At 45.4% G+C, this 22,858-nt stretch carries 23 protein-coding genes; 6 read left to right on the forward strand and 17 right to left on the reverse strand.

Features of this window, described 5'->3' with window-relative positions; genetic code table 11:
* Positions 1-128: 128 nt before the first annotated feature.
* Positions 129-1,127: a YafY family protein gene (locus FTT63_RS06325; protein ID WP_016659102.1), complete on the reverse strand. Its 999-nt coding sequence runs from the start codon at positions 1,125-1,127 to the stop codon at positions 129-131.
* Positions 1,128-1,371: 244 nt separating this feature from the next.
* Here FTT63_RS06325 and FTT63_RS06330 point away from each other — a divergent pair, with 244 nt between their 5' ends.
* From FTT63_RS06330 to FTT63_RS06350, 5 genes are all read left to right on the forward strand, one after another.
* The gene (locus tag FTT63_RS06330) at positions 1,372-2,922 is read left to right on the forward strand and encodes a circularly permuted type 2 ATP-grasp protein (RefSeq protein ID WP_168407055.1); all 1,551 of its coding nucleotides are present in this window, start codon (positions 1,372-1,374) and stop codon (positions 2,920-2,922) included.
* A 20-nt stretch (positions 2,923-2,942) separates the two neighbouring features.
* The gene (locus FTT63_RS06335) at positions 2,943-3,545 is read left to right on the forward strand and encodes an alpha-E domain-containing protein (RefSeq protein WP_045794921.1); all 603 of its coding nucleotides are present in this window, start codon (positions 2,943-2,945) and stop codon (positions 3,543-3,545) included.
* On the forward strand, positions 3,542-4,321 hold the full coding sequence (locus FTT63_RS06340) for a transglutaminase family protein (protein ID WP_168407056.1): 780 nt from the start codon (positions 3,542-3,544) through the stop codon (positions 4,319-4,321). The genes FTT63_RS06335 and FTT63_RS06340 overlap by 4 nt, the downstream gene beginning before the upstream one ends.
* A gap of 30 nt (positions 4,322-4,351) precedes the next feature.
* Positions 4,352-5,086, forward strand: coding sequence for a proteasome-type protease (locus tag FTT63_RS06345; RefSeq protein WP_104491612.1), 735 nt, complete (start codon positions 4,352-4,354; stop codon positions 5,084-5,086).
* A gap of 96 nt (positions 5,087-5,182) precedes the next feature.
* Entirely contained in the window at positions 5,183-5,617 is a 435-nt protein-coding gene (locus FTT63_RS06350; RefSeq protein ID WP_168407057.1) for a BLUF domain-containing protein, read from the forward strand.
* Between the two features lie 68 nt (positions 5,618-5,685).
* On the opposite strand, the gene alr is transcribed toward FTT63_RS06350, so the two are convergent.
* From alr to ppsA, 12 genes are all read right to left on the reverse strand, one after another.
* Positions 5,686-6,756 carry an alanine racemase gene (gene alr, locus FTT63_RS06355; RefSeq protein ID WP_168407058.1) on the reverse strand — a complete coding sequence of 357 codons (1,071 nt, stop codon included), beginning with the start codon at positions 6,754-6,756 and terminating at the stop codon, positions 5,686-5,688.
* Positions 6,757-6,801: 45 nt separating this feature from the next.
* Positions 6,802-8,247, reverse strand: a complete 1,446-nt coding sequence (dnaB, locus tag FTT63_RS06360; protein ID WP_005178744.1) for a replicative DNA helicase — start codon at positions 8,245-8,247, stop codon at positions 6,802-6,804.
* Between the two features lie 209 nt (positions 8,248-8,456).
* Complete coding sequence (gene rplI / locus FTT63_RS06365) at positions 8,457-8,903, reverse strand: 50S ribosomal protein L9 (RefSeq protein ID WP_005178742.1); 447 nt, start codon at positions 8,901-8,903, stop codon at positions 8,457-8,459.
* Between the two features lie 9 nt (positions 8,904-8,912).
* Complete coding sequence (gene rpsR / locus FTT63_RS06370) at positions 8,913-9,140, reverse strand: 30S ribosomal protein S18 (RefSeq protein ID WP_004719336.1); 228 nt, start codon at positions 9,138-9,140, stop codon at positions 8,913-8,915.
* An 11-nt stretch (positions 9,141-9,151) separates the two neighbouring features.
* Complete coding sequence (gene rpsF, locus FTT63_RS06375) at positions 9,152-9,541, reverse strand: 30S ribosomal protein S6 (protein ID WP_005178734.1); 390 nt, start codon at positions 9,539-9,541, stop codon at positions 9,152-9,154.
* Between the two features lie 297 nt (positions 9,542-9,838).
* A complete protein-coding gene (gene cyoE, locus FTT63_RS06380) occupies positions 9,839-10,717 on the reverse strand; it encodes a heme o synthase (RefSeq protein ID WP_180192090.1) in 879 nt (292 codons plus the stop codon).
* Between the two features lie 10 nt (positions 10,718-10,727).
* Positions 10,728-11,057 (reverse strand): cytochrome o ubiquinol oxidase subunit IV, encoded by a 330-nt coding sequence (locus tag FTT63_RS06385; protein ID WP_171301768.1) that lies wholly within the window; start codon positions 11,055-11,057, stop codon positions 10,728-10,730.
* A complete protein-coding gene (gene cyoC, locus FTT63_RS06390) occupies positions 11,054-11,671 on the reverse strand; it encodes a cytochrome o ubiquinol oxidase subunit III (RefSeq protein WP_127801217.1) in 618 nt (205 codons plus the stop codon). Before cyoC ends, FTT63_RS06385 begins: the two co-directional genes overlap by 4 nt.
* Before the next feature lie 4 nt (positions 11,672-11,675).
* Positions 11,676-13,658 (reverse strand): cytochrome o ubiquinol oxidase subunit I, encoded by a 1,983-nt coding sequence (gene cyoB, locus FTT63_RS06395; RefSeq protein ID WP_180192091.1) that lies wholly within the window; start codon positions 13,656-13,658, stop codon positions 11,676-11,678.
* Between the two features lie 3 nt (positions 13,659-13,661).
* On the reverse strand, positions 13,662-14,738 hold the full coding sequence (gene cyoA / locus FTT63_RS06400) for a ubiquinol oxidase subunit II (RefSeq protein WP_005178724.1): 1,077 nt from the start codon (positions 14,736-14,738) through the stop codon (positions 13,662-13,664).
* Positions 14,739-15,035: 297 nt separating this feature from the next.
* Positions 15,036-15,830, reverse strand: coding sequence for an RDD family protein (locus FTT63_RS06405; protein ID WP_075166879.1), 795 nt, complete (start codon positions 15,828-15,830; stop codon positions 15,036-15,038).
* A 66-nt stretch (positions 15,831-15,896) separates the two neighbouring features.
* The gene (gene ppsA, locus FTT63_RS06410) at positions 15,897-18,275 is read right to left on the reverse strand and encodes a phosphoenolpyruvate synthase (protein ID WP_180192092.1); all 2,379 of its coding nucleotides are present in this window, start codon (positions 18,273-18,275) and stop codon (positions 15,897-15,899) included.
* Between the two features lie 155 nt (positions 18,276-18,430).
* Between ppsA and FTT63_RS06415 the strand changes: the two genes are divergently transcribed.
* Positions 18,431-19,267: a pyruvate, water dikinase regulatory protein gene (locus FTT63_RS06415; protein ID WP_127801219.1), complete on the forward strand. Its 837-nt coding sequence runs from the start codon at positions 18,431-18,433 to the stop codon at positions 19,265-19,267.
* 183 nt (positions 19,268-19,450) lie between these two features.
* Here the strand turns inward: FTT63_RS06415 and FTT63_RS06420 are convergent, their stop codons facing one another.
* The 4 genes from FTT63_RS06420 to FTT63_RS06435 all read right to left on the reverse strand — a co-directional run bounded on the left by FTT63_RS06420 (position 19,451) and on the right by FTT63_RS06435 (position 22,534).
* Positions 19,451-20,020, reverse strand: a complete 570-nt coding sequence (locus tag FTT63_RS06420) for a hypothetical protein (protein ID WP_005178717.1) — start codon at positions 20,018-20,020, stop codon at positions 19,451-19,453.
* A gap of 219 nt (positions 20,021-20,239) precedes the next feature.
* On the reverse strand, positions 20,240-21,235 hold the full coding sequence (locus FTT63_RS06425) for an LLM class flavin-dependent oxidoreductase (protein WP_127801221.1): 996 nt from the start codon (positions 21,233-21,235) through the stop codon (positions 20,240-20,242).
* A gap of 150 nt (positions 21,236-21,385) precedes the next feature.
* Complete coding sequence (locus FTT63_RS06430) at positions 21,386-21,889, reverse strand: glycine zipper domain-containing protein (protein WP_045794933.1); 504 nt, start codon at positions 21,887-21,889, stop codon at positions 21,386-21,388.
* Between the two features lie 222 nt (positions 21,890-22,111).
* Positions 22,112-22,534: a glycine zipper domain-containing protein gene (locus FTT63_RS06435; protein ID WP_005178713.1), complete on the reverse strand. Its 423-nt coding sequence runs from the start codon at positions 22,532-22,534 to the stop codon at positions 22,112-22,114.
* Between the last annotated feature and the right edge of the window lie 324 nt (positions 22,535-22,858).

The following is a 22,858-nucleotide window of genomic DNA, read 5'->3' on the forward strand; positions in this document are numbered from 1 at the left end:
TATAATACGGCTGAATTGGCATGCTAACAGTAATCGCATCCTGTTCAACTTCCCTAAAAATCAGCAGCGATAACAAAAAAATTGAAAAAATGATAAGCAAATGTTAGGTCCCGGACTTGGGACCTTTTTTATTCATTGACTTGATGCACAGCGTCAGACACTTCTGCCGGTTCAATCTGTACCAGTTTTTTGCCAAAACTGCGCAGCCACCACACCAGTTGCGAGGTAAATGGTACATTGGAAATGACCTGATACAAGCCATTGTCCAGCTGGATAATCTGCTGGTCTTTGCTTAAACGGGTTTCTTCAAAATAATGCGCATCGGCTTCTGACATGGTCAGTTTCAACTCGATATTTTCAGTCGGCTTGCTGTAATCGACTCTAAAGCCCAGCGCGCCGGATTCAATATAGGCATCAATATCAAAATTAACCGGATGCAGGGCGCGGGAATTTAATACCTCCGCCGATTTAAAGCGATGCAGGGCAAAGGTCTGAATATCGGTTTTGTCGTGTCGGGTGCAAATCAGATAAATCACTGCACCTTTTTGTACCAGCGCCAGCGGATTCAGAATATAGGTCTTTTCTTCCGAAGCGGTGGTACGTGGATGGTAAACACATTCCAGCTGTTTATCCTGCAATAAGCCTTCATAAATGGCCTGTTGTGCGCTTTTATCGACCACTGGCGGAATCAGCGGCTGAATGGCCGGCACAATCCGCACCCGGTTAATCCACTGGCGGACATTGTTCTGGGTCGACAGGCTGCGCCGTGCCAGATCAAACCACGGAGTCATTTCCTCAATCAGGCTAGGTGGTAACAGATGTTTGAGATGTTCTTCCACCATCATAAAGGTGACTGCCTGTGAGCTGGTCATGTGCGGCAGGCTTTGTAGCGGTGCATCGGAGCGCCAGCGCCAGCCTTGCGGGACGGTGCCATTATTTTCAATCGGGAAGCGCTGCGAAATCTGGTTTAAATCACGCTGGATGGTACGTAGGCTGATATCAATGCCTTCACGTTGCAGAATTTCCTGTAATTCACGGGTGCCCATCCATTTTCCGGTAGAAAGGCGGGACAGGATTTGCCACTGGCGATAGAGGCTATTGGACGTTTCTTTTTCTTGTGTCGACATATTGGAATCAGCGCTGAGATAAATATTGGAGAGTACATGGCTATAGTCCACACAATAAGAAATGTCATGCTTTTTGGCAAGTGGCAGGCACGAGGTCTGGCCATAAATTGATACAAGATGAAGCAAAATAAGATTTGTTTTATCTGTACAGATCGGCGATAAAGAAAGAGTGAATACCAAGTCACAATTATTGGCACTGGAATTGCTTATATAAAATTAGAAGGATAACAATGATGAGGTTTGTATGCTGAAAGAAAATCAAGATACAAATTCAATAGATACAATAACATCAGACCATCTTTTAGAGCGGGTGCAGGTCTCGGTGACCGATATTTCGCTGCCGCAGCAAAAATCATCTGTATTATTCGAACAATTGAAATCTGAATTTTTTAATGAATTGTCGGACGAACAGAGCCTTGCCGATAGTGCCGCGCAGAAAATCGAACAATGGCTGACCCAGCACAGTTTAGAAGAACTGACAGCACTGAATGATGCCGCCAAAGCACATTTTCTGTATCAGGGAATTACCTTTACCGTGTATGGCGATCAGGAAGGCACCGAGCGCACCATTCCTTTTGATATTATTCCGCGGGTTATGGCCCGGCAGCAATGGAATACAGTGGCCTTGGGCTGTGCCCAGCGTACCCGGGCGCTAAATCTGTTTTTACATGATGTTTATCATCAACAGGATATTCTAAAAGCCGGTATCGTACCGGAACTACAGGTGCTCACCCACGAAGCCTATCAGCCGCATATGCTTGGTCATGGTCTGAAGGGTAAGGTCTATAGTCAGATTAGTGGCATTGACATTATTCGTGATCAGCATGGTGAATTTTTTGTGCTGGAAGACAATTTAAGAACGCCATCGGGTGTGTCTTATATGCTGGAAAGCCGCAAGATTAGCCAGAAACTGATTCCAGAGCTGTATCAGCAGAATAATATTCAGGGCATTGAGCATTATCCACAGCTTTTAAAAGAAATTCTGGCCGAAAATGCCTATGTCGATCAGCCTTTTATTGTGGTGCTGACCCCGGGGCGCTATAACAGTGCCTATTATGAACATGCATTTTTAGCCCGCGAGATGGGTGTACCTTTGGTAACATCGAGTGACCTGTTTGTATTAAATGACAAGGTTTATGTGAAAACGGTGCGGGGCAAACAGCAGGTTGATGTAATTTATCGCAGGGTAGATGATGCATTTTTAGACCCGCTCTGTTTCAGACCGGACAGCACCCTGGGTGTGCCGGGCCTGATGTCGGCCTATTTACAGCATCACGTCGTCATCGCCAATGCGCCGGGTACCGGGGTGGCCGATGACAAATCCATTTATCCTTATGTCGATAAAATGATTCATTTCTATTTGGGTGAACAACCAATCTTAAATAATGTCCCGACCTATCAATGCCGCGAAGCAGATGATCTGGCCTATGTGCTGGAACATCTGGAACAGTTGGTAGTGAAAGAAGCACAAGGTTCAGGTGGATATGGCATGCTGATTGGTCCTCAAGCCTCCGAGGAGCAACTGGCCGAGTTTAAAATGAAAATTCTGGCCGCACCGCAAGCCTACATTGCCCAGCCGACCCTGAATCTGTCGGTGAGTCCGACCTTAACCGAACAGGGCATTGCCGAACGGCATATTGATTTACGTCCTTTTGTGCTCAGCTCGCCTTATCGTACTGAAATTGTTCCCGGTGGCTTAACCCGTGTGGCCAAGCAGGCCGGTTCGCTGGTGGTCAATTCATCTCAAGGTGGTGGCATTAAAGATACCTGGGTGGTTGATCCCTTACATTCATAACAACTCCCAAGGAGAATCATGTGATTTTACTGAGTCGTAATGCACAGCAGATTTTCTGGTTGGGTCGTTATTTGACCCGCATCCAGTATTTATGCAGTCAGTTTCCATTTAAATATAATGATGATGCCTTGCAGTATGCACACGCCTTCTGTTTGCCAGCCTTTGATGCGGCATCTTTAAATGAGCTGATTCTAAATCCGGAACAGCCCGCCTCTTTTCATCAGCAGTTTCAGTATGCCAAAGATAATATTCAGGATTTACGCGGGGTCTTGTCGGCACATGCCTATGCCGAATTAAACCAGTACATTAAAAATGCCAAAGAAAATCCGGCCTATATCTGTGATGTGGTCGGAGATTGTCATGAAGTCTTAGAAGCTGAAGCATCTGATATTTTTCTGTTCTTTAAATTGGGCCAGCATCTCGAGCAACTGGACCGGCAATTGCGCTTAAAGCAGGATATTCAGGGCACGGTCTATTATATTGAAGTGGTGGTGGGATTATTGACCCAAGCCGGCTGGGATTCTTTATCCGAAATCTGGATGAAGCTGAAGCAGCAGCCCGACAGCATGCATTTTTACCAGTTTAGTGACCATATCCAGCAACTGTTCGAGGCCGATGCATGAGGCTCATGATTAATCACCAGACCCATTATCATTATTCGGCACCGGCCTGTAACAGTATTCAATATATTAAAATGACCCCGCCGAACAATGCCCATCAACAGGTTCATCATTGGGCGATTAGTGTGCCAGGGGAATCCGAGATTAAACAGGATGCTTTTCATAATATCTGGATGACCAGTACCCAGCGCTTCAGCTATCAAAGTCTGAGTATTATGGCGCAGGGCATTGTCGAGTTGCGTCCGCAGATGCGATGGGGCCTGCAAGATCAGCTGAATCCCTATCTATTTTTACAACCAACAGCCAGCACGCTGTGCAGCCCTGAAATGCAGTGTTTTGCACGGCAGTATGTGTTGCAGGTGAATCGTGACAACCTGATCCGTTTGTCAGAAGCGATTTTAAGCCATATGCCATACCGTCCGGCCCAAACTTCGGTGCAGACCACCGCCATTGAAGCCTTTCAGGCCAAACAGGGCGTCTGTCAGGACCATGCCCATGTACTAATTGCCATGTGTAAATCTTTAGGCATCCCGGCACGTTATGTTTCGGGTTATTTATATAGCAGCAACAGTTCACATCTTGCCAGCCATGCCTGGGTAGAGGTATTTTTAGAGCAGCACTGGTACTGTTTTGATGTCAGCAATCTGGCCTTTCAGCCAGACTCGCATGTCTATCTGGCCGTCGGGCGGGATTATTGGGATGTGGCACCGGTCCGTGGCGTAAGAGAAAAAGGCGGCATCGAGTATATGCAGACCATGGTGCAGGTTCTGGCCTGCTAAGTAATGGATGACAATTAAAAGGATAATGCTATGACGTATTGCTGTGCGCTGCGTTTAAAAGATGGTCTGGTGTTTATTAGTGATTCGCGTACCAATGCCGGGGTCGATCACATTTCGGTATTTCGCAAGCTGTATACCTTTGGGGTGGAAGGCGAGCGCCTGATTACCATTCAGACCTCGGGTAACCTGGCGACCACACAGGCAGTCATCGGTCATTTAAAAAATCATCTGACTTTAAACCAGGAACCGCATTTATATAGTGTCAAAACCATGTTTGAAGTGGCAGAATTGGTGGGCTGCTTGCTGAAAAAAGTCATTCAGGATGTCACTGACGATAAAGACGAGCAGCATAATTATTATTGCAATTTGCTGGTGGGCGGGCAGATTAAAGGCGAGCCGATGCAGCTGTATCATATTTATCCGCAAGGCAATTTTATTTGCGCCACGCGCGATACCCCATTTTTCCAGATTGGGGAAAGTAAATATGGCAAACCAATTCTTGACCGGGCCTTGCGTTACGATATGTCATTAGAAGATGCCTTGCGCTGCGGCCTGATTTCTTTTGATTCTACTTTACGTTCTAATGTGTCCGTGGGGATGCCGCTGGACTGTATGGTCTATCATAAAGACAGCCTGCATATTCCTTTGGGCAAACGTATTTACGAAGAAGACCCTTACTTTGAAAATATCAGCAAGCAGTGGTCGGATACTTTAAGACGCGGGTTGCAGGAATTGCCGGTGCCAACCGAAGATTATTTGACTTAAAAGCTCAGCCCCTTTATTTTAATCAAGTTTTCCTTGAATGATAAATCCTTAAGAAAATCAAAAAATATTCGTACAGATCATGATGAGGACTTGAATATGTTTCAGCTTTGCTATGCCAGCCAGAGTACCTCGACGGCTGAAAATTTACTGCAAGATTTACGCAATATTCTGATCGAAGCGCGCAATGCTAATACCCAGCATCAGGTATCGGGTGTGCTGTGCTATGCAGAGGGTTATTTTTTTCAATGTCTGCAAGGTGATGAACAGGCCGTTCAGGAAATTTTTGCCGGGATTGTTGGTGATCCGCGTCATCAGAATATCCAGATTTTTACCGAGAATCATGTTGCCCAGCAGCGTTTTCAGGATTGGGCCATGAAATATGTGATGCGTAATAGCGAGATCAGAGCCTATTTCCAGCAACTCGGTCATGCGCAATTTTTACCGCATCAATTAAATGCCACACAGGTTGATGGATTGCTTCAGGTGCTATATGAGGCGCTAAATCATTCGGTGGTAGATGAGGTGGCTTAAATCTGCTGCCTGCGTTATAAAAAGAATAAAAAAAGAACCTCCATTGAGATTCTCTTTTATTGAAAAGATTAAATAACTTTACGGTCCGGACGCTGGGTTAAGCGGCACAACAGCTCATAACCAATGGTGCCATTGGCTGCTGCGACATCATCCACTAATCGTTGCTTGCCCCAAAGCTCGACTTCCGTGCCTAACTGAACATCCAATCCAGTTACATCAATAGCAATCATATCCATGGCAACACGACCGACTACAGCTGCTTTTTGGCCTTTAATGGCGACAAAATTCTGCGCAAAGAAGGCACGTGGATAGCCATCACCGTAGCCAATGGACACAATAGCCAGTTGCATAGCTTTATCGGCAGTAAAGGTCGAGCCATAACCAACCTGTTCACCGGCCTGAATCTCATTTAAGGCAATAATTTCTGCGCTAAAGGTCATCACCGGTTTTAAATCTAGTGCATAAATATCTCGGTCTGCAAACGGAGTTGCGCCATAAAGCATGATGCCGGGACGGACAAAATCAAAATGCAGTTCCGGATATTTATAAATAGCAGCAGAATTACAGCACGAAGCTAAAATCGGTGCGCAGTCGTTTTTTACCTCCAGAAACTGACGGATCTGTTCATTATTCAGTGGATGATCAGCATCTGCATTGGCAAAGTGCATCGCCAGAACACAGGTAAAGCCGGCCGATTTTAATTGCTGAATGACCTCTTTAATCACCTCAAGTTTAAAGCCCAGACGGTTCATGCCGCTGTTGAGCTTAACCCAGACTTTCAGATTTTTAGAGATATAGGCATCTTTGTGCGCAATGAGCCATGTAACCTGTTCAGGCTGATGCACCACAATCTCGATATTCCGTTCAATGACAATTGGCATTTCATCTTTAGTGAACACGCCTTCAATCAGGGTGATGGGTTGCTGGAACCCCAGTTCACGAATTTCCAGTGCTTCTTGTAAACAGGCGACACCAAAGGCATCGCTGTCTTGTAAGGCTGCTAAGCAGTCTTTAACGCCATGTCCATAAGCATTGGCTTTGACCATACTGACAATTTTGGCAGTTGGGGCAAGTTGTCTGACACGGTTTAAATTATATTGAAGCGCAGCGCGATCAATATAAACTGTAGCTTGGCGCACCCTTATTTACTCCTACAGGGTCATGGAAAGGCAATGATGGCTGAATTATTCATCATCATCGTACTGAGCATAAAACTCAGGGGAAAGGTTACTAAAGCGGGTGTATTGGCCTTCAAACGCCAGACGCACGGTGCCAATCGGGCCGTTACGCTGTTTACCAATAATAATTTCGGCAGTACCGGCTTCTTTAGATTCCTTGTTATAGACCTCATCACGGTAAATGAACATGATCAAGTCGGCATCCTGCTCAATCGCACCCGATTCACGTAAGTCGGACATTACCGGGCGTTTGTTGGGACGGTTTTCCAGCGAGCGGTTGAGCTGGGAGAGGGCAATGACCGGACATTGCATTTCTTTGGCCAGGGCTTTCAAGCTACGCGAAATTTCTGAAATCTCGCCGACACGGTTATCGCCCATGCCCGGTACTTTCATCAGCTGCAAATAGTCGACCATGATACAGCCGAGTTTGCCGCCGTGCTGTTTGGCAATTCGGCGTGCACGCGAACGTACTTCGGTTGGAGGCAGTGCTGATGAGTCATCAATATATAAATGCTTTTCTTGTAGCTGTAAAATGGTGCCGGTGACTTTGGACCATTCATCGCCGCTGAGTTTGCCGGAACGTAAATTCCCCTGATGCACTTTGCCATACGAGGAAATCAGACGCATGGCAATTGAATCGGCTGGCATTTCCATGGAGTAAACCAGCGCCGGCAGGTCGTTATTGAACAGTACACTTTCAACCAGGTTCATGGCAAAAGTGGTTTTACCCATTGACGGACGGGCCGCAACAATAATCAGGTCGCCAGCTTGCATCCCCGAAGTTTTATTGTCCAGCTCGACAAAGCCGGTGGTCAGACCGGTAATGTTGCCATCCATTTGCGACAGTTCATTTAACTTGTCGAATACATCGGCCACGACGGTATTAATGGCTTTCGGACCGGCATTTTTCTTGTTGTTATTGTGCTGCTCGGCAATCTGGAAAATATTGGTTTCAGCGAGGTCTAGAATTTCACTGACAGTGCGGCCTTTGGTGTCATAGGCATTTTGCAGAATTTCCGAGCTGACTTTAATCATGTTTCTTAAGGTCGAAAACTCTTTAATTTTAGCCGCATAAGTTTCCAGGTTATAGAAACTCGATGGTGAATCGGCCATCAGCTGCATGAGATATTCTTCACCACCAATGGCATCAAGCAGATTGTGCTTGATCAGCCAGTCATTGACCAGAACGGCATCATAAGGGGAATTTTCTTTGGCCAGGGTATCAATGGCACGGTAAATATATTTGTGTCGCGTGGCGTAGAAATCGGATTCCTGTAATACATCTCCGACCTGTTCCAGTGATTCGGCCACGGTCATGAGGGCAGCCAGAACGGCCTGCTCAATGGCCAGGTTATGAGGCGGGGTGCGAAACTCTTTGAGTGCACCGGAATCGTTGCTGGAACTCTCTGTTTTGACTGGAGTTGGTTTGGTGTTGGCCAGCGCCTGTGACATATAATTCCCTGATTTTAATACGATGAATACCAAATAAAACCGGTGGTCTTATAGCATGAATTCAATAAACGGTGTAACCACAAATCATACGCGCTCTGGCAAAAAAAGCGAGCAGATTTTAAGAACGGATAGCTTACAAAAAGGTGAGGAGATTTTTACAGAAATAAAAAAAGAGCATGCCAAGGCATGCCCTTTTTTCTTGCGAGAAATTACTCAGATACGATAGTAACGAGAACTTCAGCAACAACATCATGGTGCAATTGGATTGCGATGTTGAATTCACCAGTGTGACGAAGCGCACCGTTTGGTAAACGAACTTCTGAACGGTCTACTTCTAAACCAGCGTTCGTTAACGCGTCAGCGATGTCACGAGTACCGATTGAACCGAATAATTTACCTTCGTCACCCGCTTTCGCAGTGATTACGATATTTACTTCGTTCAGTTGGTCAGCACGTGCTTGAGCAGCAGCCAATACTTCAGCTTCTTGCTTCTCAAGTTCAGCACGACGAGCTTCAAAAGCAGCAGTGTTTGCTTCAGTCGCAGCAACTGCTTTACCTTGAGGGATAAGGAAGTTACGGCCGTAACCAGCTTTAACTGATACTTTATCGCCTAATTTACCAAGGTTTTTAATGCGTTGTAATAAGATAATATCCACAGCTCAACCTCACTTATGATTGTCAGTGTAAGGGATCAACGCTAAGTAGCGAGCTTGTTTGATCGCAAGCGCTAATTGACGTTGGTAACGAGCTTTAGTACCTGTAATACGGCTAGGAACGATCTTGCCGTTTTCAGTGATGTACTGTTTTAAAGTATCGATATCTTTGTAGTCGATGTACGTAACGTTCTCAGCTGTAAAGCGGCAGAACTTGCGACGACGGTAAAAACGTGCCATTGATGTTCTCCTTATGCTTCAGCAGAGTCTTGGTTAACTTGTTGTGCTTCTTCACGTTGAGCTTTACGCGCACGTTTTTCTTCAGCACTCTTAGCCAGTAAAGACTCTTCAGTGATAGCGTTTTCACGACGGATGATTAAGCTACGAAGGATCGCGTCGTTATAACGGAACAATTCTTCAAGTTCATCAAGAGTCGTTTGACCACATTCAACGTTCATTAAAATGTAGTGCGCTTTGTGAATTTTGTTAATTGGGTAAGCCAATTGACGACGGCCCCAATCTTCTAAACGGTGAATTTGACCTTCAGCTTCTTTGATGTGAGTCAGGTAACGTTCTACCATACCCACAACTTGATCGCTTTGGTCTGGGTGTACCAAAAGTACGATTTCGTAGTGACGCATTGTCAGCTCCTTACGGTTTATGCAGCCCCTGACCAAATAGCCAGAAGCAAGGAGTCACAACCAGGGTTGTGTCGCAAAATTGCGAAGCGTGAATTTTAGTGCTTTTGCTAACGAAATACAAGCCATTGAACAAAGAGCTTGATCACTTATTTCAACAAAAGAGTGAGGTGGGGGAATTATGGTAATAAGCTTACTAATAGAGAGTAAGTATCTATAAATCAGAAAAAGAGATCGAAGAAAAGAAAACTGGAATTAGAAGGGGAGTCCCATCTTAAAAGATAGAGAGGGCTCTATCTTTTAAAAGAGGATGATTGAATTTGCAGGAGCTTGCGCAGTAATGCTGAAGCTTAAACTGATCACGGTAATTAAAATTACAGAGAACAGGAAAAAGCGTTTTGCCCACAGCTGATCATTTTCTGCTTTAAAGCCGAGGATGGCAATGTACAGCCAGTAAATACACAGGGCATTTAAAATCAGCAGATATAACCAGTTGGCATATCCAAATACAAATAAGGCATTCATGACCACTGTAAACAGAATCACATAAATTAGCGATTCTACTTTGGTGCGATACACAGAACGCGCCACAGGTAAAATTGGGATACCTGCATTTTTGTAGTCATCGAAACGGTAAATGGCAATCGCCCAGGAATGCGGCATTTGCCACAGTGCATAGCCCAGAAAAATAAGCAGGGCAGCCAGGTCAAACTGGTTTGCAACCGCAGTATAACCAATAACCGGTGGGCTTGCGCCCGAAATACTACCAATAATGGTCTGATGAATGGTGGTGCGTTTGGTCCATAAGCTATAAAAGCCGACATAAACTACAAAACCAATCACGGCAAAAAAGAAAGCGTACGCATTTACCCCAAACCATAAAATGCTAAAACCCAGTACACCCAGTACTAAAGCAAACGCTAAAGCAACCGGAACTGAAATGGTTTTTTTTACCATCGCACGATTTTGTGTACGTTGCATTTTTTGGTCGATGTCTTGGTCAATTACGTTATTAACCACACATCCAGATGCCACTACCAGGGTAGTGCCCAGAAGGGTAAGAAGCAGGAGAAGGAAATCTACAGAACCTTGAGTGGCTACAAAGTAGCCACCCAAAGTGGTAACGAAGTTACCGAAGAGAATTCCTGGCTTAGTCAGGAATAAATACTTTTTCAGCATGACAACCAGTTTAGATCATCATGTTGTAGTGAAGGTAGTTCATAATCCATACTGAACCGACTAACAGAATAGCGATACAGAGGATTGTATAAATAAACGCAATCACGTTCCAGCGTTGTTCTGAAGACGAGTTCATGTGCAGGAAGTAAACTAACTGTACAAGAACCTGAGCAACTGCAGTAATCGCAATAACTGTGACCAGCAGACTGCGGCTAAAACCACCTGCCATAACCATACCAAAAGGAATAACGGTTAAAATAACAGACAGGATAAAGCCAACAGAGTACTGCTTGAAGTTACCGTGTGATGCGCCAGCAGCGTTGTGATCGTGACCCATTATAGAACTCCCATCAAGTAAACGACGCTGAATACACAGATCCATACGATGTCAAGGAAGTGCCAGAACAAGCTTAGGCAAGCAAGACGACGCATGTTAGGTAGAGTCAAACCATATTTCTTGATTTGAATCATTAACACGATCATCCATACCAGACCAGAAGTAACGTGAATACCGTGCGTACCAACTAAAGTAAAGAACGCAGATAAGAACGCACTAACGCTTGGGCCATGACCAGCGTGAACTAAATGATTGAACTCATATAGTTCCATGCCAATAAAGATCGCACCGAAGATCCATGTGATGCCTAACCAAGTTAAAACTTTAGCAACATCTTTTTTGTATGCAGCCAGAACTGCAAAACCAAAGGTTACTGAAGAGATCAGCAGGGCGAAGGTTTCAGTTAAAACGAAACCTAAAGACTCGCCAAAAAGATCTTTTGCACTTGGAGTACCAACTGGAACGTGGCTGCTTAATACAGCGAATGCAATGAAGAGTGTACCGAAAATGATCAAGTCACTCATCAAGTAAGTCCAGAAACCAAAGACAGTGATGTCAGTATCATCGTGATGATGCTCATCGTGTCCGTGGTTGTCGTGATGAAGTACCTCAGCCATTGTCTTAGTCCTTCTTCAAGTGTTTTTCAAGTAAGGCATAACGTTCGTTTTCAATGCGTTCTACTTCTGCTGCAGGAACATAGTAGTCCACTTTCTTCGTGAACGAGCTCACGATGAACGAAATGATAGACGCGATAAACGTTACAACTACTAACCACCAGATGTGCCAGATAAGTGCAAAGCCCATTACTGTGATAAACATAGCAATCACAAAGCCCGCAGCACGGTTGGTTGGCATGTGGATGTCTTCGTACTTCGCTGGTTTCGCGTAAGCTACGCCATTCTCTTTGTCAGTCCAGAAAGTATCAATACCATTGATCTTTGGAAGATGCGCAAAGTTATAGAACGGAGCAGGAGATGAAGTCGCCCATTCAAGGGTACGGCCATCCCAAGGGTCGCCAGTGTGGTCAAGACGCTGGTTACGTTGCAAGAAGCCAACAATGATTTGCATTAAGAAGCATGCAATACCAATGGCAATCATTACCGCACCCACCATCGCGATCATGACATATGGGTCCCAATCTGGGTTGTCATATGTGTTCAGACGACGCGTCATACCCATGAAACCAAGGATATACAGCGGCATGAACGCAAAGTAGAAACCTAAGAACCAGAACCAGAATGCAGCTTTACCCCAAGTTTCATTCAGTCTCCAACCAAACATTTTTGGCCAGTAGAAAATGATACCTGCGAACATCGCGAATACTACACCACCAATAATTACGTTATGGAAGTGAGCGATCAGGAATAAAGAGTTGTGTACCAGGAAGTCCGCTGGTGGAACTGCCATTAATACACCTGTTAAACCACCGATACCGAAAGTCACCAGGAAGCCAAGTGTCCACAGCATTGGAGTTGTGTAGGTGATGCGGCCCTTGTACATGGTGAATAACCAAGAGAAGATTTTCACACCCGTCGGGATCGCAATAATCATGGTCATGATACCGAAGAACGCGTTAACGTTGGCACCTGCACCCATGGTAAAGAAGTGGTGAACCCATACAACGAAAGACAATACAGTAATTGCTACAGTTGCATACACCATTGATTTGTAGCCGAACAACGTTTTACGAGAGAACGTCGCAACAACTTCTGAGTAAATACCAAATGCTGGTAATACCAAGATATAAACTTCAGGGTGACCCCAAGTCCAGATCAGGTTTACATACAACATTGGGCTACCACCCATGTCGTTTGTAAAGAAGTGGAAACCGAAGTAACGGTCAAGTGATAACATTGCAATTGTTGCAGTTAACACTGGGAATGAAGCAATGATCAGTACCGCTGTACATAAAGATGTCCAGGTAAAGATCGGCATGTCCATTAATTTCATGCCAGGCGCACGCATCTTGATGATGGTAACGAAGAAGTTAACACCCGTTAGAAGCGTACCTAAACCGGAGATCTGTAATGCCCAGATGTAGTAGTCCATACCTACGCCTGGAGAGTATTCAATACCTGACAGTGGAGGATAAGCCATCCAGCCTGTTGCAGCGAACTCACCAAGTGCAAGTGAAACCATGATTAGACCCACAGCACCAGCGAACAGCCAGAAGCTTAAAGAGTTTAATAATGGGAAGGCAACGTCACGAGCACCAATCTGTAAAGGTACAGAGATGTTCATCAAGCCTACTACAAGACCCATTGCCACGAAGAAGATCATGATCACACCGTGCGCGGTGAAGATCTGGTCGTAGTGCTCAGGGTGTAAATAACCTTCGCCACCACCTCGTGCAAGGAATTGCTGAAGACGCATCATGATCGCATCGGCGAAACCACGCAGCAGCATGACCACAGACACGATGATATACATGATACCAATTTTTTTATGGTCTACAGATGTGAACCATTCATTCCACAGGTAACCCCATTTCTTGAAGTAGGTAATACCCGCAACAAGAACGAGACCGCCCAGGATCATCATTACAACTGTAGCCTGTACGATTGGATCGTACGGAATTGCATCTAGTCCTAACTTACCAAACATGTCTTATTCCTCTACAGAAGCAGTCGCATGTTCAACGTTTACATGAGCTTCTGAAGCAGGCGCTTCAAGCGCAGTTTCAGCTTGAGCTGAATGGTCTGCACCATGATAGTTACTCATGTATTTATTGATCACAGATTCAAACAAGCCTTGCTCTACAGAAGAGTAATAAGTCACAGGATGTGGCTGAGTCTTATAAGGACCTTCTGCTTCAGCAGTTGCAGCAAGTTTTTTCTCTAGTTCTGTTTTCGCGTTACGAACCATTGCATCAATTTGTTTCTGTGAACGGTTACCGTCACGTAAAGATGCAAATTCAGCTTGATCTAGAACTGTTTTTTGAACAGCTTCAGGATTGATCGTTGTGCCTTGTCCGGCTTTAACCGCAGTTACCCATTGATCAAAATCAGCTTCAGTTACAGAGTGAGCAAGGAAGCGCATTTGAGAGAAACCGTAACCTGAGTAGTTAGACGAGAAGCCGCGGTATTGACCGGTGCTGTTCGCTAATAGGTTCAGGTGAGTCTGCATACCCGCCATTGCATAAATCTGACCAGACAATGCAGGGATAAAGAACGAGTTCATTGTAAAGTTGGATGTTAAGCGAAGGCTTACCGGCGTTTGCTCTGGGAAGCGGATTTCGTTAACAGTCGCAATGTTCTGTTCTGGGTAGATGAAGATCCATTTGAATTGTTCAGCAATAACCTGAACAGTTAATGGAGCCTTATCTGACTCGATTGGACGGTATGGGTCATACTTGTGGGAACCCCACCAAGTTAACCAAGCTAGAATACCAATAATAATAACCGGGATACCCCAAACCACGATTTCAATCGCAGTAGAGTGTGCCCATGTTGGTTTATAGTCTGCATCTTTATTTGATGCGCGATATTTCCAACCAAACCATAATGCCATGATGATTGAAGGAATCACCACTAATAGCATCAAGTAGATCGCAGTCATCATCAGGTTCGATTGACCTTCAGCAACTGGACCTTGCGAGTTTAGAAGTACCATATCACCACCACACCCGGTTAAGAGTGCAGCCATCGTAGATAAAGACAATACAGCTAAAATCGTTTGTCTCATTTTACAACCTCGGTGAAGAGTCCCATTCCCTAATTTAATTATGGGATAGCGATTATAGTGTCGCATGATTGATAAGTATTTTTTTGACGCAAAAATCCTTGTCAATCATGATACACCGCTACGTTGTAGGGCATTATGCCTGATATCGACAAACTAAGCTACTCAAAAAGCGCCTTTAAAGGACTGTAATAAAAACCGATTTTGTCACTCGGAATTAACTTTTTTACGAAATATTTTTATTTGTATATCAATGTAATGAATAAAAAAGGGATGAAATTTCATCCCTTTTTTGATCTTTTATTTTTCTTGCTTTACGACTTTGGTTTTGGCCAGTTTGTCATGCAAGGTCTGACGTTTTTCACCCAAAGCGAAGATATAATCGGCAATTGTAATAAACGGCATGAATAATAGATTCAAAATAATGAAAACCAGGGTACGCAGGGCGAACACGCGGGTCAGGCCTACTTTGCTATGGTCTTCAGCATCAACAATCTTGATTTTGGTTAAACGTTTACCAATACTCTGTCCACTTTTGGCCAGTAGAAATGCCTGAATCCCGAGCATAATCAGCAGGTAAATAGCCATCATTTGCCAGGCATCGGCAGGAATCAGGCGAAACAGTTCCGACTGTAGTTGCACGGCCTGATCAGAGCTGGTGGCTGACTGCATTTTTTGTTGCAGTTCAGACAGTTGACCAAACTGGTCCTGCGTTAAAAAGAAAGATGGAATGGCGGCAGCCGGTAACCACAGCAACAGGTCAATAATTTTCGCCAGTGCACGGGTGCCGATAGAGGCCAGTTCGGTTTGAGTGGCTTTTGCTTGCGGCTGGTTCAGGCTTGAATTGTTATAGCTGGCAGTATTCTGCGGCTGCTGAAACGGTGATGCTTCCGGTGCGGCCGGCGCAGGCTCGTAGCCTTCAGGTTGATATACAAGTTTACCTTGGGTGAGCTCACCTAAAGCTTTCCATTCTGTCATCCCTTGATGCCATGCAAGATCTGTCAGTAACACTTGCTGGCTGGCAAGCATCTGGTTTACTTGCTCCAGGGTATATGGACCGGCTTGTTGATTATTTCGTGCCAAGTAAATCTGCATAAAGTTTAAATCTCAAATCTATAAATAAAAAAGACCCAATGAATGGGTCTTTTTTAACATGTTTTATTAAGCTTGTTGAGCTTTTTCTTCAGCAAGGAAGAACCAGGTGTCTAATACTGAGTCTGGGTTCAGCGATACAGATTCAATCCCTTGTTCCATCAGCCATTTTGCCAGGTCAGGGTGGTCAGAAGGACCTTGACCACAGATGCCGACATATTTACCGGCTTTACGGCAAGCATGAATCGCCATCGACAGCAGGGCTTTTACCGCTGCATCACGTTCATCAAACAGGTGAGAAACAATACCTGAGTCACGGTCTAAACCAAGGGTTAACTGGGTCAAGTCGTTTGAACCGATTGAGAAACCGTCGAAGTGTTCAAGGAATTGCTCAGCCAACAGGGCGTTGGTTGGTAATTCACACATCATGATCACTTTCAGACCATTTTCACCACGTTTCAGGCCATTTTGTGCCAGCAGTTCCATCACACGTTTCGCTTCAGCCACAGTACGTACAAATGGAATCATGATTTGTACGTTGGTTAAGCCCATTTCATCACGGACTTTTTTCAGTGCGCGACATTCAAGCTCGAAGCAGTCACGGAAGTTGTCTGATACATAACGGCTTGCACCACGGAAGCCTAGCATCGGGTTTTCTTCTTCCGGCTCGTATAACTTACCGCCAATCAGGTTGGCATATTCGTTTGATTTGAAGTCAGACATACGCACGATGACTGGCTTGTCTGCAAACGCGGCTGCCAGCGTTGAAATACCTTCTACCAGTTTTTCCACATAGAATTCAACTGGAGAAGTATAACCCGCAGTACGTGCCATTACGGCTGCACGTGTTTCACGTGGCAAGCTGTCAATATTCAGTAGTGCTTTTGGATGCACACCAATCATACGGTTAATGATGAACTCAAGACGTGCCAGGCCAATGCCTTCGTTTGGAATTTGCGCGAAGTCAAATGCACGGTCCGGGTTACCCACGTTCATCATGATCTTGAACGGCAGCGCAGGCATCGACTCGATTGAGTTACGTTGTACTTCAAAATCTAAAGCACCTTCGTAAATGAAACCGGTATCACCTTCAGCACAAGATACAGTCACTTCCTGACCGTCAGTCAAGACTTCAGTGGCATTACCACAACCCACAATTGCAGGAACACCTAACTCACGTGCAATAATCGCGGCGTGACAGGTACGACCACCACGGTTTGTGACAATGGCAGCGGCACGTTTCATCACTGGTTCCCAATCCGGGTCGGTCATGTCAGAAACCAGTACATCACCGTCCTGGACTTTGTCCATTTCTTTAATCGAGGTTACGATGCGGACTTTACCAGAACCGATACGCTGACCAATTGAACGGCCTTCACACAATACAGTGCCGCGTTGTTTCAGCAGATAACGTTCCATGGTGCCCACGTTTTGACGGCTTTTCACTGTTTCTGGACGCGCCTGAACAATATAAATTAAACCGTCATCACCATCTTTGGCCCATTCGATGTCCATTGGTGCACCGTAGTGCTCTTCAATGATTAACGCCTGTTTTGCCAGTTCTTGCAGTTCGTGATCATTTAAGGCGAACTGTTGACGATCCGCTTTTTCAACATCAACCACAACCACAGATTTACCAGCCGCACCTTCTTCACCATAAATCATTTTCTGGTGTTTAGAACCAAGGTTACGACGTAAAACTGCGTGTTTACCTGCTCTTAACAGCGGCTTAGAGATATAGAATTCGTCCGGGTTAACCGCACCTTGTACTACCATTTCACCCAGACCGTAAGAAGCCGTAATAAAGACTGCATCACGGAAACCAGATTCTGTATCCAGGGTGAACATTACACCTGCAGCACCTGTTTCTGAGCGCACCATGCGTTGTATGCCAGCAGACAGGGCAACAACATCATGGTCAAAGTTTTGGTGTACACGGTAAGAAATTGCGCGGTCGTTGTACAAAGAGGCAAATACTTCTTTAATGGCAATCAGGACGTTGTCGATGCCACGGATGTTCAGGAAAGTTTCCTGCTGGCCCGCGAAAGAAGCATCTGGCAAATCTTCTGCGGTAGCAGATGAACGAACGGCAACCGCGATGTCAGGGTTGCCGTTAGAAAGTTCTGCGAAAGCATCGCGGATTTCTTTTTCAAGTTCTGCCGTAAGCGGAGTGTCGACAATCCATTGACGGATTTTTGCGCCTGTCTCAGCAAGAGCATTGACGTCATCTACATTTAACGTTTTAAGCTCGGCTTGAATTTTAGCGTTTAGGCCACTTTGCTCGAGAAATTCACGATAAGCTTGAGCCGTTGTCGCAAAGCCACCTGGTACAGAGACGCCAGCATTAGACAAATGGCTGATCATTTCGCCCAGAGATGAGTTTTTCCCACCTACGAGCTCAACGTCGTGTTTCCCTAATTTTTCTAGACCAATTACGCGCGCTTCCAAAGTTGTTACTCCACTTTTGCAGTATTAATCACTATCTTGTCATGAAATTATATTGAATATGCTTAGCTTTTTAATTTAACTAAGCGACAGTCATGTAAGATCAGTTTACTATAAAGATTATATAGCACTAAGACAAATGTTTAAGGAGAATTTTAATGTCCGAAGGTAAACAAATTAAGCGGAGTGTGTTCTTTATTTCCGATGGAACCGCAATTACAGCCGAAACCTTGGGACACTCCCTTTTAGCGCAGTTTCCGAATGTCGATTTTGACATTCATATTATTCCCTATATTAGCTCGGAAGAAGCAGCCACCGATGTGGTGTCAGAAATTAACCGACGTGCCGAATTAGATGGTCAGCCGCCACTGGTATTTGATACTTTGGTCGATCCGTATGTGCGCGATATTATCAACACCGCCAATGCCGTCAATCTGGACGTATTTGAGGGGCTGATCAGCAAACTGGCCGATGTGCTGGGCACACAGCCAACCACGCTGGTGGGGCAGACCCATGCTGTAACTGATTCAGAATCGTATAAAGCACGTATTGATGCGGTGCATTTTGCTTTGGACAATGATGATGGTGCGCGTACCCGTCACTATGACAAAGCTGATCTGATTCTCATTGGCGTATCCCGTTCCGGTAAAACCCCAACCTCGATTTATTTGTCATTACAGTTTGGTATACGTGTGGCCAACTATCCACTGACCGAAGAAGATCTGGATGATAACCGTTTGCCAGCCGTGTTGCGCCCACATAAACATAAATTATTTGGTTTGATGATTGATGCCGAGCGTCTGGTGGCAATTCGTACCGAACGTAAGGCCAATAGCCGTTATGCCAGCTTTAACCAGTGCCAGATGGAATTACGCGCCATTGAAGGCATTTATATTTCTGAAGGGATTAAATACCTGAATGTGTCTGAAATGTCGATTGAAGAAATTTCGACCCGTGTCCTGCAAATGACCGGTCTGAAACGTCGTATTGGTTAAGTAATTGTGGTTAACACTGGAATACTGCAGGCTGCAGTATTCCAGTGGATATTAGACTGAAATCAAATTCAAAAACTAAAAAAACGGTCTAAAATCCTATTTCATCCACTGCTCTAATCGACTTGAAAATTAATAACACTTTTCTCTTAATTTACCGCTCTTTTAATTTACTTGTACCTATATTTACTTTTCTGGATTACGGTGGGTGGTAATAATTACATCGACCTTATATTCACTGCCATCAATGGTATAAATACTGTGTTCTGCAATTCGGGCAATGGGCCAGGTAATTAACTGACAGTTGTCGCGTTGCAGCGCAGCATAATAACTGTCCGATTTAAAATAGGCGTGCTGGGTATCGGCAATATTCGGGGTCAGCTGACGTTTTAGCCAGGTATCTACCACTTGCGCATCTAAAAAGCGCAAGGCCAGAATATTCTTGACCCGGTTATTAAACAGCCGGCGGTTTTTAAATACCAGCGGATGGCTGATTAAACGATGGATACCGCGTTCGGTACTTGGTAATACAAAGTGCGGTTCAATCTGAAAGACTTTGACCTGACTGGCGACCTGGGCAATTTTGTCCAGCTGCGAGACACTGTCCTGATTGGCACCAATAATCGCCACGCTGCGTTGACTGAAGTCATGCTGTTTACTGTCTTTGGCACTGATGCAAAGCCCCTGAAAGGCATGAAAGTCTGCTGCACAATTTTCAAATACGCTTTTGCCGGTATCCTGCTGTTTAACGACCATGAGGGCATCCTTTCATTCTTGGTTTTATCAATTTAGATGTTTTACTCTATTTTTAGTCAGCTCTTGCTGGAAGGTAAAGCGCTTTAACTATCTGGCCAGTCATTTCGGTCACGGTGACTAAAATATCGGTGCAGGATGGGGCGAGAATAGATTCACCATCACAATAAAAAAGCCTGCAAATCCATATGGTTTACAGGCGCCATCACAGCTCGATGAAACTTATTTGAGCTGCATCAGGTAGTCAAAGTTTTGCAGACGTTTTTCAGTGTCATAGACATCACAGGTAAAGATAAACTCATCGACCTCATAACGGCTCAATAACTGTTCTAAGCCGGCTTTAACAGTCGCCGGTGAGCCAATTTGCCCCATGGCATAGAAGTTATCGACTGACATTTTTTCAGCCGGTGACCATAAACCGTCCATGCTGGCGACTGGCGCTTTTAATTTCAGGCTCTGACCACGCATTAAACCTAAGACCCGCTGATAGGCACTGGTAGCCAAAAACTGCGCTTCTTCATCGGTGGCCGCCACGACCGTTGGCACGCCCATCGATACATAAGGCCGATCTAGATATTCAGACGGCTGGAAGTTATCCCGATACAGCTGAATGGCCTGACCGAGCATCCGCGGCGCAAAGTGTGAGGCAAACGAGTAGGGCAGACCCAATCGGGCTGCCAGCTGGGCACTAAACAGGCTGGAACCGAGTAACCAGACCGGAACATGGGTGCCTTGTCCCGGCGTCGCTACAATGCGTTGCTGCGGTTCAGGTTCTTTGAAATAGTGCAGAATTTCCAGCACATCTTGCGGGAACTGGTCTTCAGTTTCCTGACGGCCACGGCGCAAGGCACGCATGGTGGTCTGATCGGTGCCGGGCGCACGACCAAGACCCAGCTCAATCCGGTCCGGATAGAGTGTAGCCAGTGTACCGAACTGTTCTGCCACCACTAAAGGGGCGTGGTTGGGCAACATAATCCCGCCAGAACCCACTTTTAAAGTCTGGGTGTTGGCCAGAATATAGCCGAGCAGCACCGCTGTGGCCGAGCTGGCAATTCCGTCCATATTATGATGTTCAGCCAGCCAGAAGCGGGCATAGCCCAGTTTTTCTGCCCGTTGCGCCAGCTCTAGCGCATGATGCAGGGAAAATTGAATGGTTTTATCGTCACGAACCGGTGCCAGTTCCAGAATGGAAAATTGTGTGTCTTTTAAACTGCGCATTGGCGTTCTCTATTCACATATATATGGCTCACAGCATACGTTCTGTCCCGGTATTTGTATATCGTTTTTTTTCGATATAAAGTTTTAGCGTGTAAAACAATACAAGCACCCGAAGGTGCTTGTGATAGGTTCAGATTCTGAACTTTGAAATTAACGGCGTTTCCCGTTTTTGTAATGACCCAGATGCAAGCCATTATCACCGCGGTAACGGTCATTATAACGGTAATCGTTGTAACGGTAGCCACGGCTGTCGTAGCGACGGTCATAACGGTCATCATAACGGCGATCTTCGCTGACTTTGGTACCTAACACTGCTCCGGCGCCACCACCTAAGGCTGCGCCAATATAACCGCCATTGCTGCCGGCCATGTTTTTACCGACACTATAACCACCGGCACTGCCTAAAGCGGCACCAATGGCTGCACCATTGCGGTCACGTTTATCGGCAGAGACCGCTGCACCACCGGCACCACCCAAGGCCGAACCAATTAATGCACCGGTTGAGCCGCCCATTTGCTGGCCAATGGCTGCACCGACCACACCACCCAAGGCCGAACCTACTGCGACACGGGTGTTGTTATCGGCGTGTGCTGTACCCATCATAAGTGCTGAGCTGGCCAGTACTGTACTCAATAAAATTTTGTTGATCTTCATGGTTACACTCCAAAGAGCACATTCAATTTGTCTTGACTTTAATGTAGAAAAACTTTGAGAAAAGATCGTGGAGGGCACAGGTGTCAAAATGCTAATTTTGGTCAACGCTGTGTAATTTTTCTGTCGAATCTCTTCATAATTGCCTCCTCATCCATCTACTGAAAAAATGAAATCCCAGGCGTAAAAAAAGCATCCTGAAGATGCTTTTTTACAAGGGGAGAATTAACGACGACGTTTTTTCTTCCATTTACGTTCCTGGTAACGGTCGTATTCTTTATCTTTGGAAATCTTGTTACCCAGCGCTGCACCACCGGCTGCACCGAGCGCTGCACCAATATAACCACCATTCGTACCGCCCATGTTCTGACCCACGGTATAACCCGCACCGCCACCTAAGGCACCGCCAATGGCAGATTCAGTACGATGGCGTTTGTTACTGGCTACAGCTGCGCCACCTGCACCACCTAAAGCCGCACCAATGGTTGCACCCGTGGTACCGCCCATGTTTTTACCTAAGGCTGTACCTGCGACACTACCTAAGGCACTGGCTGCAGCTACACGGGTCGCATTGTCAGCATGTGCATTCACCGTCATGAAAGAAGTGGCAGCAAGCGTTGCACTTAATAAAACAGCATTGAGTTTCATATTCACTCCATGTCCAAGAGCGGACTTTTTAATGTCATTTGATGGCAGTAAATGTAACAAAAGGATTCCCTGCAAATATGGAGAGGCACCTTCATAATTCAGTGCTTTGGTTTCGGCTTTGTATAAGTTGTATTAAAACTGTCGATTTTATCGGCAGCCCAGACTTTAAATTGAAAGAGGCAGGATGCATCTCTTGCACGCTGTAGCGTATTTGCCGGATTTGACCATCAACCACGCAGTTTCTGCTACGAATAAAGATGTTATTTGCTGGCCAGAATCGTTAAACTATGGCAATTTTTTGATTTCGCTGGCCTTATTGAATTA

Origin of the sequence: Acinetobacter sp. C15, from assembly GCF_013420645.1 — a bacterium.
Lineage (GTDB): Bacteria > Pseudomonadota > Gammaproteobacteria > Pseudomonadales > Moraxellaceae > Acinetobacter > Acinetobacter indicus.